Raw genomic sequence first — 11,654 nt, 5'->3', positions numbered from 1 at the left:
TCCATCTGAGAGCGTGTCTGGAGTCAAAGAACACACAATCGCCTTTCGATCGCTTCAGGATGCCTACAAACTCGACGAAAAGTTACGATTGCTCGAAACATCCTCAGCCGAACGGATTCGGATTGCGATCGTCGGAGCTGGCTATACAGGGGTAGAACTTGCCTGTAAACTCGCCGATAGGCTCAAAGAGCGCGGACGGATTCGGTTAATTCAATCGGGAGATAAGATTCTGCCTCGCGCCCCAGAATTTAACCGGAATGCCGCCCTCAAGGCTCTAGAGCAGCGGGGAATTTGGGTGGACTTAGAAACTAACGTTTCCGAGATTACGGCTGACTCCATTGGGCTAATTTACAAGGGTCAGACCGATCCGATCCCAGTCGAGGTTGTGATGTGGACGGTCGGAAATCAGGTCAGTCCAGCCGTCAGTCATTTTGGATTACCGCTGAATCCCCAAGGTAAAATTACCGTTGCCGAAACGCTGCAAGTGACTGAAAATCCCCACATTTTTGCACTCGGCGATGCGGCGGCGATTGCTGATGGCGCAGGTGAATTTATGCCGACTACCGCGCAAGTCGCGTTCCAACAGTCAGATTTTGTCGCTTGGAATGTCTGGTCGTCGTTGACCGATCGACCGTTGTTAGCATTCCGCTATACTAATCTTGGCGAAATGATGACTTTAGGCGATGATAATGCCGTGCTATCGGGGATGGGCATTCAGTTAGACGGCCCACTTGCCTATCTAGCCCGTCGCCTCGTCTATCTCTATCGCTTACCTACTCTAGAGCATCAGCTCAAAGTCGGGTTTAATTGGCTGACACAGCCGTTGGTGAAATTGTTGAGTTAGGTATTAGGTATTAGGTATTAGGTATTAGGTATTAGGTATTAGGTATTAGGCTGCAAGCGTCCTTATAATTCGTTAACACCTAACATCCAACACCTAATCGCTAAAACCTAAAACCTAAAACCTAAATCGTCATGCCATTCGGAATCGTAGCATTCTTGAGCACGACCACAATACCGCTACGAATGTAGTAACCGAGATCTTCACGCTGGGCTTCTTCGACGCTTTCTTTATTGATAATCATTACATCGGAGCCGATGCGGGCATTTTTATCGATAATGGCGCGGCGAATCGTGGTGTTTGCGCCGATACCCATCGGGACACCGCCAGTTTCGGCTTGAGTTTTGCGTTCTGGTGCGGGTTCGTAGTAGTCAGCACCCATAATCAGGGTATCTTCGATCGTGCAACCGTCCATTACCCGTGCGCGCACGCCCAAAACCGAGTGATGAATTCGACACTGTTTGATGATACAGCCTTCACCAATCATCGATTCGGTAATGCGGGCATCTAATAACTTAGTAGGCGGGAGATAACGAGAGCGCGTGTAAATTGGTGCTTGCTCGTCGTAGAAGCTAAATGGTGGTGTCGGCTGCTGGGTGAGCGCGAGGTTAGCATCGTAGAAAGATTCGATCGTTCCAATATCTTCCCAGTAACCATCAAACAGGTAAGCTTGAATATTGTGAGTAGCCGAAGCACCAGGAATGATTTCTTTACCAAAATCGGTTTGTTCGAGCGATTTTTTGAGTAAATCTACCAGTACTTGCTTTTTAAAAACATAAATCCCCATTGAGGCAATATAAGGCTTCTCGGCGGCTTGTTCGGCGTTGAGTCCCAATTTAGTGGTATCGACACGCATACTTTTGAGCGCGTCACCTTTGGGCTTCTCGCTGAATTCTATCACTCGCCCGGATGGATCGATTTTCATCAAGCCAAACTCGGAAGCATTTTTCTCGCTAATCGGCACTACCGATAGGGTAATATCGGCATTGGTTTCGCGGTGACGTTCGACAAATAACCGATAATCCATCCGATAGAGATGATCTCCAGATAGAATGACGACTTCTTCGACATCCCAATCTTCGATAATCGATAAATACTGACGCACCGCATCGGCAGTACCCTGGAACCAATCGGGATTATCCTTGGTTTGTTGCGCGGCGAGGACTTCGACAAAGCCATCGCTAAATCCCGAAAAATTGTAAGCGCGCGAGAGGTGTCGATTCAGCGAAGCTGAGTTAAATTGCGTCAGGACATAAATTTTGAAAATTTCAGAATTGATACAGTTGCTGACGGGGATATCGATCAATCGATATTTCCCGGCGAGGGGAACCGCTGGTTTTGCCCGCAGCTTAGTCAGGGGATATAACCGGGTGCCTGCACCACCGCCTAAAACGATCGCTAAAACTTTTTTCACAATAACCTCTTAAAATAACGATCCGATACGATCGCGCTCACTGAGGGGTTCAACTGGTAGCTCCACCATTACCGCCCCGATCGTGTCGATCTATATAACCTCTATCATCTGATAACTTGGGTACATTCGGGTTGTCTGAGTCGGTATTTTCTGCTACTTTCTTGCCAGAATCAAATTAGTGCTTGCAACTTTGCTAACAATTAGCATATTATTCGACTATACTCTGGCGATCGTCTATTCCATTCCAAAACACCACATTTCGGCAACTGACACACTGAAGCTCTGTCGAAGTGCTCAATGACCGCCCGGGGATTCATGCCCAGGCTAATAGTTCAATTCCACTATAGAGATTAAATACTTACCCAATTCTTGAATAATTGGCGTTGCAGATCGGAAGAATGTTCTAAAGAGCGTAATTGATATTGTTGGGACTGTGGTGCCTCTAAAACAATCGTGACTGTCATTAATCGATCGCCATGAAAGATAGTAACATTAACTTCTTCCCCAGTCTGCGTTAATTTTAACCGATCGGCAAGTTTATCGGCAGTAATTTTAAAACCATCGATCGCCAGTAACTCGTCGCCAGGATCGATACCAGCTAGTTGTGCTGGAGAATTTGCAGCTACCGATTTAATCATCTCTTTGCCATGTTCGGTTTTGACATTGATACCTAAATATGGAATGTTAGATTCAACGGGGTGCAACTCAATCCCAAAGGCATTTAGGTAATCGTTAAAAGGTAACTCTTCAATTCCATGAATATAGCGATCGTAAAATTCAGTTAAATCTAGATCGGCGATCGATTCCATAATTTGTTTGAGTTGAATTTCGGTAAAACCAATTTCAGCTTTCCCAAACTGTTCCCACATTGCTACTAATACATTATCGAAAGATTTAGCACCTTGAGTGCGAGTGCGAATTAGTAGGTCTAATAATAATGTTACCATTTCTCCTTTGAGATAATAGGACATTTGGGAATTAGAACTATTGGCATCGGGGCGATACAACTTAATCCAGGCATCGAAACTCGACTCACTTAATGGTTGTACCAACCGCCCTGGTGTTGTCAAAAAGCGAGTAATTTCTTTACTGAGTTCGGCTAAAAATTCGTGCTCGTCATAAATCCCTGCTCGTCGGGGAATTAATAGATCGTAATAACTAGTTGTCCCCTCACTAAACCAGAGTGAAGGCGTATAATTTTCGCGATCGTAATCAAATTTTTCTAGAGCTGCTGGGCGAATCCGTTTGACATTCCACAGATGAAAAAATTCATGGGCGACTAATTGCATAAAACGGTTGTGTTTCTCTGCGCCCTGAAAATTAAAACGCGGATATAACAGCGAACAACAATTTTTGTGTTCTAAACCACCTCCGCCAGCAGGAGATAAATGTAACAAGAAAATATATCGTTCGTATGGCAATCCACCGAAGATTTTGGCTTCAACTTCGACAATCTTTTTAATATCTTCGATCGCACTATGCGGATCGAGATTACCTTCACCCCAAACTACTAATTGGTGGGGCTTATCTAAAACAGTAAACTCATAAATCTGTTGCGTACCAATCTCAAACGGACTATCGACTAGAGTGTCGAGATCGGCAGCTAAAAAAGTCTGCGGACTAATCTCTGGTAATGGCGTAGTAACTTGCCAATCGGGATGAGGCGTGATAATTTCGATCTCGATCGGACAGTCTTCAAATCCAGGAATGTAAAAACACAATGCGGCTGGATTAAAATAACCATGAGTTGCATCTAAATGATTAGTTCTGACGGTTAACTCATAAGCGAAAACTCGATAGCTAATCGAAATCTTACTACTATCGCTTGTCAAAATTCGCCAATTATTTTTAGCAGTTTTGGTTACAGATAATTTTCGACCTTTATCTGATGTTGCCACAAAGTCTTGAACTTGCTTGGCGTATTCCCTCACCAGATAAGAACCTGGAGTCCATACTGGCATGCTCACATCCAACAATTCACCATCCCAATTACTTACTGTTAATTTCACCTCGAATAGATGAGTTTGCGGCAATGGCATCGCTATTTGATAAGCTAGTTTTGGCACGTAAACTTGAGGATATGCAGCAGTTGTAACTGTAGCTTGAGTCATCTTGGGTGATAGGAAAAAGGGATTAGAGATTGGTTAGATCGTTGCTGATAAATCTCAACTAGTTCTTAATTCTTGGGCGGCTAGATAAATTTGACTCCATTCACCCATAACTTGATTGGTTTTAATCTTGAGCGATTTGGCGATCGATTCTACAGAGATACCCGCTTTTAAACTCTGCATGATTTCGCTTTGTTTGGCTTCTAAACCATTACAAAATTTCTCCCATTGGCTGGGAGTTAAGCCTAAATTATGCTCTTGCAAAGAGATATGCAACCACTGAGAAACTAGTTCTGATTCTGCTTTAATGGCAAATACTTTCAGCGTGTGATAATTAATTTTTTCACGCAGCCGATAGACTTGTTTGATATCCATTTTTAAAGCAATCGCGATCGCTTCTGGCGTTTTACCTTGAAGATAAAGATCCAACCATTTACCCGCTTCAGGGCTGACATTTTCGCTCAGATAACTCCGGAGTGTATCTTTTACCCGATCGCGGGCAATTTGCGTTTCTTCCCACTCTTGTTGTTGCTGATAGTCATCTTGAGCCTGTTTATCTAACAAGCTAAAAGTCGAGTCGCTATCGCTGACAATTTCATCTGAAACTAATTTAACCAAATCGTTTTGAGGTACATTAGTTACGCCACCTTTTTGCGATCGACGCAAATAGTTAACAAAGCGGTGGGCGAGTAAAGGTTGATTGCGAATCGGGCGCAAGCAGTACTCTTCAATACTGGCAAATAATAAAGTATCGCGCAACCGAGGATTTCTAGTACATTGTCCGATCCAAGCAATTTGCTGCTGGATGTACTTGTCGCCTTGCAGCAACTCTTGAATTACCTCTTGCAATACATCGACAACTTGTCGCTGCCGATCGTTACTGAGCGTCAGCCAAGCGCGAATCTTATCGCGTAAGACAGCCAATCCACCCAACCGCTGCATCAAATTTTTATAAGCACGTTCTGGTGGCAATCCTAAGTACCGTTGGAGCAGAATCCGCATCCGGTAATCCATCGCCCGATCGACAATTTTTAAATGTTCGGCATCGAGGGTTTCCAGTCGTTCGCGATTTTCGCCTAGCAGCCAGTTGAGAATACTAGCTTGAGTAGTGGCATTTTGTCCGCTACATTCTGTAGCAATGCGGGTTTCCCACTGAGTGGCGATTTTGTCTATAATTACGTTCGTCATCTGGCGGCTGCTCCTGTCCCCTCGGTGTAAATAAAGGTGGCGATCGAACTTAGGGTTCGATTCACAATATAGCTGATGGTCTTCGTCTAACGGGGCGGCTGAATGGCCCAATTAGAATCTACTCGTCAGATTCTAATTGGGCGGTTAGAGCGAAATTATGTCGGGGTGTTAGTAACGAATTATTTTTGTGATAGTTAGTTCCAAGTTTTGAGAAAGTTTATACCGATCTACTCCGTATGCTCGCAGTTAGCGATCGGGCCGAGCGGTAGTAGGGACACCGCCAATCTGATATCGCTATTTTTCTAGTTATAGTCTAACCAACTGAGTGGACGATCGATCGATTTTAGGCGATCGACTAATGGCTTAAAAGTAACTAAAAAGTCGTAAGACAACTGCGATCGAGCCATCCTACGACAATTCGGCTGTTTGGCGGAATAGAGCGAAAGACTGAGACTAAAACGAAATAATTAGATAGCCATTTTGAAACTTCGCACCCGTCACGCTCGCGCCCTTGAGCGGCGGTGGTAGCAACAGATTGCGGCGTTGATCTCCAGCCTCGATCGTCACCTCTGGCCCCGATTGCGTCAGCTTGACTTGGGTTTTATCAAAACCAGGCAAATAGAGGCGTACCTCGCGCTTGGCGGCATCGATGGCGATCGGTTTGGGTGCAGTTACCGCCTGACTAAAATCGGGCATGGCATCGATCAGCGGTTGCCAATCGGCACCCATCCGCATGGGGATAGATGTCACCGCTAAGGGGTCAAATTCGGCTCCTACAGTGTCGGAAACTATCCCGCGATTGAAAATTATCCCGCCGATCGTCAAGCCCGATTGTTGGGCACTACCCCATAAATACTTTGCCGTAGCAACTGCGGCGGTATCTTCGCTAGTGACCAGATAACCCACCACTCGCTGGGGATTGCTAATGACGGATTGACTTTGCTCTAAAAATTTATTTGCTTCCTGCATCGGCGCAGACATGACACTTTCACCAGTCCAGGCGATCGTCAAAATCGCTGCCATTGCGGGCTGCATAATCGGCGAGACAGTCCGCCACAGATCTGATTCTTCGACTACCGCCACGAACCGCCGCAGATACCAACTGAGACTATCAGCCATGCCTGCCATTCGCAGAGTCGTCAAATCGCCAGTACCATCGTAGACGATCGTGTCGTACTTGCCACTCGCATCATACTGTCGTAAGGCATTAAGTGCGATCGCGCTATCCATACCGGGTAAGATTGCCAATTCTTGACCGTAAACATTGCGTAAAATGGGCGATCGCAAGTAACGGGATTCAATTTGCTTGACATCTTCCCAACCCCGCTCGATCGCGACAGTTGCCGAAATTAAGACGACTTCCAGATTTGCACCGATAGATTGGGGTTTATCCGTCAAGGGGACACCCAGCAAGATCCCCGTCGCAGGCGTAGGATCTTGACTGACAAATAATACCCGCCGACCCAGGTTAGCTTGTTGTTTGGCAGCGGCGATCGCCACAGTAGTCCGACCGGAACCGCCTTTACCAAGGAAGGTGAGAATTTGGGGCATATTATTCTACAACTTTGAGTTCATCTTCAAAAAACCAGGTACTAGTTTTGTCTTCAAATTCGACGACGGCACCAACACCGCTACCATCGGTCATTTTAAATTCTCTAACCGTCCCTACTTTACCTAGTTTACTCACAACGCCATTAGATACGCGATCTCTGAGGCGAAAAACTTTTACTTGTTGACCGATTTCCATTGAACTTAAAGGTTATTGGTATAATTTCTCCATTCCACAGTGTACCGGAATTCCATGCTCAGATTAACTCCCTCATCATCTTTATTGGAGATGGGAGTGTGGGAAGTGTGAGAGGTGTGGGGTGATGTGAATGAGTAGGGATGAAATATGCCAGACTAGTAACATATCTCATCTGTAGGAATCGATCTTGATGATGGCTAACAGACGTAATTTCTTATACTTGCTCGGTGCAGGTACGACAGGCACTCTCTTGGGTACGCTGCCTGCGGCTAGTTGGGCGGCACCTACAATCGCCACAGTCACAGCAACTGAAATGTTTAAGCTACCACCCCTAACTTACGATTACAACGCGTTAGAACCCCATATCGACGCAGCCACGATGGAGTTTCATCATGACAAGCACCATGCAGCGTATGTCAAAAATTTGAATGCAGCGGTGACTAAATATCCCGAACTCAAAACTAAGACTGTCGAGCAACTGCTAACTAGCCTGAGTACGTTACCCAAAGATATTCAAACCACCGTCAGAAATAATGGTGGCGGACATTACAACCATACGATGTACTGGCAAATTATGGGTCCAAAAGGTGGCGGTAAGCCGACAGGTGAGATCGCAGCGGCAATTCAGAAGCAGTTTGGCTCGTTCGATACGTTTAAAACTCAATTTAATGAAGCTGGGACGAAACTATTCGGCAGCGGTTGGGTGTGGTTAGTCAACCAACAGGGAAAACTCAAAATTATTACGACTCCCAATCAAGATAGTCCGATTTCGGAAGGCATCTACCCAATTATGGGAAATGATGTGTGGGAACATGCCTATTATCTCAAGTATCAAAATCGTCGTCCCGATTATTTAGCAGCGTGGTGGAATGTCATTAATTGGAATGAAGTTAACAATCGATTTGCAAAATCTTTGAAAGCTTAGATCGGATCTACATGAATAGTGAAGAATTAGCCAAACATATCGAGCAGACAAATAGTATGGGTAAGTCATGGCTTTTGGTACAACTTCGCTTACAAAAATTAGCCGAAGCCAAGCCAGATCTATCCAGCACAGAATATCATGCCAGAGTGAATGATATTTACCAAGATATGATGAATCTGGGTGAGTGGTGGGTGGGCATCGAAGATGAAGTTTTTTGAGCTAGAGGTGGTATTCCATGCTGCCAGATAAAGAGCGATCGACTTCATCCTAAATTTCCGATGTAATCGATTGCGGCAACAATGCAAGCTTAATCCAGCTCAAAACAGCGATCGAATAACGCGACTTCGATCGGGATAAACGAGTAGATACTTTGCAGATGGCAGCTTTGAGCTAAACTGGTCGAAGGTCAAGACCGCATTTTTATTCAGCGATCGATTAGTCCACAATGCTATCTCGATTCAAATTACCCATCAGCATAACCATAAACTCAATGAACACCCGCACCTTGGCTGATAGATACTTTTTCTGCTGGCACATCGCTAAAGGATACATTTAGCTTCAAGTCTGGATACTGAAGTGCGAATTCTGATAAGCGCGGTGCGATTTGCATTTTGCCGATCGCAACTGAGAGATTTAGCCGCAAAGTCCCTGTCGGCATTAATTGAGACTGTTTTATTTCGAGTTCTGCTGCTTCTAATTCATCTAGAATTTGCTGACAGCGTTCGCGTAGCGTTCACTTTGTAAAATCGAAGTACTTCGTACCATCTTCTGTTAGCGTCAAACTGCGGGTAGTGCGTTGCAATAAACGAATCGCGCTATGTCAAATCATCCTCTAGATCTTCTCGAACCAACAGATCGATCGCTCCTTGACCTCATTTTCGAGCATGTTGATGATGCAATGTTGGCTGAAATCGCCATGTGTGATTATGGCGATGACGTAGAAATTCACCTAGCCGCATTACTTCAAATTAGAGCAAACAAGATCCCAGTCCCAATCCAATGGCATCCTGGAGAAGTCCTTTGTCTGACTCGTTGGACAGAATGGGATAGTCTCCTACAAGATCGAGCGATTTCCGATCGTAATCATTGGATGCGGCTGTTTGCTTGTGCGGTGTTGATTTGGGCTTCACTCGAACCTGAAAATTATGAAGGGGAGGAATATTGGGACAATATCGAAGGGGAAGACTCGACAATCATTCAGTTGCTCGATAGTGCTGTGCATCTGGGTGATGATGTATCGATCTCGACTTTAAGGTTTCTCGCTTGGCGAATGCAATGTCAGATCGAGAGAGCGTTAATTGATGAAGATTTTGGCAATTGTCCTTGCTATGCAGTGGCGATGTTATTATTATGTGTTTCACTAAATCAATGCAAGCCCGAAATCATCAGCTTTCTAATTTCGATGGCATATTGTAATCGTGAATATATTCCGGTTTCTAGAGAGATCGATGAATGTCAACGTTCCCAGAAATGGCGTGATAAAATTTATCACATATTGCTGGCTCCAACAGCATCAAATTATGTGCAAACACATCCAGAGCTTCAAAGTTTAGCAAGAGAAATGATGGGTGAACTTGATGCTTAGATTGAGTTCGATCGCTAGATAAGTTCAGTCCTAATTCTTTATATTTTATAAATTATTCAATATCTGCTGATAATCTTGAGGCGTATCGAGATCGATCGATCCTTGCGGGAAATCAATAGTTACAGTGGCATTTAGGTGATTTTTAATTACTACTTTGGCACCTTCAGCACAAGTCAATTTCAGCAGTTCTGGAAATAGCTGCCGATCGAATAATGCGGGAACGCCAATTGTATCTTGATAGCTTGCTGCAACGATCGATTGATGAGTAGCATCATAGGTCGATCGCAGTTGCCGAATTATTTGTGGTGACACAAAAGGTTGATCGCACAGCAGCAGAATAGCAGCGTTCACATCCATATTCCGATTACCTCCGGTACAGCAAAGCTGAACGAGTAATGCTTGAATACCCGTGCGGATTGACGATCCCATCCCCGTTTGCCATTCAGGATTATTGACTATTTGCACTGGTAAATCGATGATTTCAGCCTGAATTCGTTGGCTGTGCCTCCGCTTTGCGGAATCGCTAGATGCACCCAATACAATGATAATTGGATCGCAATTAGCAGCGATCGCTGTCTCAGTAATCGATCGCAATAAACTTCTTCCTTGCCATTCCAATAATTGTTTGGGTGTGCCCATCCGAGTTGAGGCACCTGCGGCGAGAATCACAGCAGCAATTTGACTAGGTGGACGATCGATCTGCATAATCTAAGTAGGGTTAAACTCGGAATAAATACAATACGCTTCGGTTAAGAAATAGTTGAGCGTAACGTCAGTCCGCGTAGGCGGACTTTGCATTCCCAGCGGCGACTTCAGTCGCTGGCTAACTGTTTTAGGCAAACCGCAGGACGATCGGTAATCACCGCCTGAATTTCGGCAATGATCGCGATCGCAATTTCTTCTGGTGTTTCCGCCCCAATATCTAGACCAATTGGGGCGTGCAGCCGCTGAAATTGTGCGGGAGTAACAGCTAAATCTTGCAGCAGTTTAGCTGTGCGTTGACGCGCTCCGAGCAAGCCAATATACCTGGTGGAGCCAGCTAATAGGCTCCGCAAAATTTCCAAATCGTCGAGATAATTGTGAGTCATCACTACAGCAATTGTCTGTGGATTAATTTTAACTTGAAGATCGATCGTCTCTCGGCGTGCCAGGATAATTCGATCGACCATTGGAAAGCGATTAGCAGTAGTTTCTAGCGATCGACAATCCACGATGGTAAGCTGCCAGCCCAAGGCTGTTGCAAACTGAGCCAGGGGCAAAACATCGCGCCCTGCACCAAAGATGGTTAGATGGGGTGGCGGTTGAATAACTTCGATCGAGACATCTGCTTGTCCTAGCTGTAGGCAATATTGACGATGGATCGTAGTTTTTTGCTGCAAGGCGATTTGAGCATCGGCGGCGATCTGCGCGGACAATTCAACATCTTCAATATTGCTGTCAATTTTACCCTCTGAATGCAGCATCAATCTTGCTCCAATTGGAACTGAGGAGCTACCTTCAACCTGAAATATTGTTGCCAAAACGCCCGATTGCTCACGATCGAAACATTCGGCAATAAAGGTGAGTGGATTGTGAGGATAATCAATCAAATGATCCACCAAAACCGACACCACGCCCTCACAACCGATCCCAAATCCCCACAGTAGATCCTCCTCCGTCGTGGTGTCGTAGGTAATCACAAAAGGCTGATAAGGCGGAGTTTGTCGCTGCACATGGCACAAGATATCCTGTTCGAGACAGCCACCGCTGACCATCCCCGCAATTTCACCGCTACCTGCAATTAACATTCTGGCTCCAGTTTTACGGTAGGTAGAGCCTTGCGTCTGGACGACAGTGGCGAGGAATA

12 protein-coding genes are annotated in these 11,654 nt (G+C 45.2%); 4 read left to right on the top strand and 8 right to left on the bottom strand.

Annotation, left to right across the window (positions count from 1 at the left end):
* A partial coding sequence (locus RMO79_RS13195; RefSeq protein ID WP_310483624.1) for an FAD-dependent oxidoreductase occupies positions 1–844 on the top strand: 844 nt, incomplete at its 5' end.
* Positions 845–965: 121 nt separating this feature from the next.
* On the opposite strand, the gene RMO79_RS13190 is transcribed toward RMO79_RS13195, so the two are convergent.
* From RMO79_RS13190 to RMO79_RS13170, 5 genes are all read right to left on the bottom strand, one after another.
* Positions 966–2,255, bottom strand: a complete 1,290-nt coding sequence (locus tag RMO79_RS13190; RefSeq protein ID WP_310483623.1) for a glucose-1-phosphate adenylyltransferase — start codon at positions 2,253–2,255, stop codon at positions 966–968.
* A gap of 350 nt (positions 2,256–2,605) precedes the next feature.
* Positions 2,606–4,366 carry a M61 family metallopeptidase gene (locus RMO79_RS13185; protein ID WP_310483622.1) on the bottom strand — a complete coding sequence of 587 codons (1,761 nt, stop codon included), beginning with the start codon at positions 4,364–4,366 and terminating at the stop codon, positions 2,606–2,608.
* Between the two features lie 54 nt (positions 4,367–4,420).
* A complete protein-coding gene (locus RMO79_RS13180) occupies positions 4,421–5,551 on the bottom strand; it encodes a HetZ-related protein 2 (protein ID WP_310483621.1) in 1,131 nt (376 codons plus the stop codon).
* Positions 5,552–6,004: 453 nt separating this feature from the next.
* Positions 6,005–7,102: an ArsA family ATPase gene (locus RMO79_RS13175; protein ID WP_310483620.1), complete on the bottom strand. Its 1,098-nt coding sequence runs from the start codon at positions 7,100–7,102 to the stop codon at positions 6,005–6,007.
* A 1-nt stretch (position 7,103) separates the two neighbouring features.
* Positions 7,104–7,298, bottom strand: a complete 195-nt coding sequence (locus tag RMO79_RS13170) for a DUF2862 domain-containing protein (protein ID WP_310483619.1) — start codon at positions 7,296–7,298, stop codon at positions 7,104–7,106.
* 193 nt (positions 7,299–7,491) lie between these two features.
* Between RMO79_RS13170 and RMO79_RS13165 the strand changes: the two genes are divergently transcribed.
* Together RMO79_RS13165 and RMO79_RS13160 are read left to right on the top strand one after the other, a co-directional pair.
* The gene (locus RMO79_RS13165) at positions 7,492–8,223 is read left to right on the top strand and encodes a superoxide dismutase (RefSeq protein ID WP_396136587.1); all 732 of its coding nucleotides are present in this window, start codon (positions 7,492–7,494) and stop codon (positions 8,221–8,223) included.
* Positions 8,224–8,234: 11 nt separating this feature from the next.
* On the top strand, positions 8,235–8,441 hold the full coding sequence (locus RMO79_RS13160; RefSeq protein ID WP_310483618.1) for a hypothetical protein: 207 nt from the start codon (positions 8,235–8,237) through the stop codon (positions 8,439–8,441).
* A gap of 269 nt (positions 8,442–8,710) precedes the next feature.
* On the opposite strand, the gene RMO79_RS13155 is transcribed toward RMO79_RS13160, so the two are convergent.
* Positions 8,711–8,881 carry a hypothetical protein gene (locus tag RMO79_RS13155; RefSeq protein WP_310483617.1) on the bottom strand — a complete coding sequence of 57 codons (171 nt, stop codon included), beginning with the start codon at positions 8,879–8,881 and terminating at the stop codon, positions 8,711–8,713.
* 159 nt (positions 8,882–9,040) lie between these two features.
* Here RMO79_RS13155 and RMO79_RS13150 point away from each other — a divergent pair, with 159 nt between their 5' ends.
* Positions 9,041–9,808, top strand: coding sequence for a hypothetical protein (locus RMO79_RS13150; protein WP_310483616.1), 768 nt, complete (start codon positions 9,041–9,043; stop codon positions 9,806–9,808).
* A gap of 45 nt (positions 9,809–9,853) precedes the next feature.
* On the opposite strand, the gene RMO79_RS13145 is transcribed toward RMO79_RS13150, so the two are convergent.
* Both RMO79_RS13145 and RMO79_RS13140 read right to left on the bottom strand, forming a co-directional pair.
* The gene (locus RMO79_RS13145; RefSeq protein WP_310483615.1) at positions 9,854–10,513 is read right to left on the bottom strand and encodes a nucleotidyltransferase family protein; all 660 of its coding nucleotides are present in this window, start codon (positions 10,511–10,513) and stop codon (positions 9,854–9,856) included.
* Positions 10,514–10,620: 107 nt separating this feature from the next.
* Positions 10,621–11,654 (bottom strand): XdhC family protein (locus tag RMO79_RS13140; protein WP_310483614.1); only part of this gene is annotated, 1,034 nt, incomplete at its 5' end.

This window comes from Chamaesiphon sp. VAR_48_metabat_403 (assembly GCF_031422475.1).
Lineage (GTDB): Bacteria > Cyanobacteriota > Cyanobacteriia > Cyanobacteriales > Chamaesiphonaceae > Chamaesiphon.
The sequence above is the reverse complement of the archived record's forward strand: the minus strand, read 5'-3'. Positions and strand labels throughout refer to the sequence as shown.

Excerpts from the sequence above, each read along its gene's own strand:
- RMO79_RS13165 (WP_396136587.1), top strand. The coding sequence starts at position 7,492 with ATGGCTAACAGACGTAATTTCTTATACTTGCTCGGTGCAGGTACGACA.
- RMO79_RS13150 (WP_310483616.1), top strand. The coding sequence starts at position 9,041 with ATGTCAAATCATCCTCTAGATCTTCTCGAACCAACAGATCGATCGCTC.
- RMO79_RS13155 (WP_310483617.1), bottom strand. The coding sequence starts at position 8,881 with ATGCCGACAGGGACTTTGCGGCTAAATCTCTCAGTTGCGATCGGCAAA.
- RMO79_RS13180 (WP_310483621.1), bottom strand. The coding sequence starts at position 5,551 with ATGACGAACGTAATTATAGACAAAATCGCCACTCAGTGGGAAACCCGC.
- RMO79_RS13185 (WP_310483622.1), bottom strand. The coding sequence starts at position 4,366 with ATGACTCAAGCTACAGTTACAACTGCTGCATATCCTCAAGTTTACGTG.
- RMO79_RS13175 (WP_310483620.1), bottom strand. The coding sequence starts at position 7,102 with ATGCCCCAAATTCTCACCTTCCTTGGTAAAGGCGGTTCCGGTCGGACT.
- RMO79_RS13145 (WP_310483615.1), bottom strand. The coding sequence starts at position 10,513 with ATGCAGATCGATCGTCCACCTAGTCAAATTGCTGCTGTGATTCTCGCC.
- RMO79_RS13170 (WP_310483619.1), bottom strand. The coding sequence starts at position 7,298 with ATGGAAATCGGTCAACAAGTAAAAGTTTTTCGCCTCAGAGATCGCGTA.
- RMO79_RS13160 (WP_310483618.1), top strand. The coding sequence starts at position 8,235 with ATGAATAGTGAAGAATTAGCCAAACATATCGAGCAGACAAATAGTATG.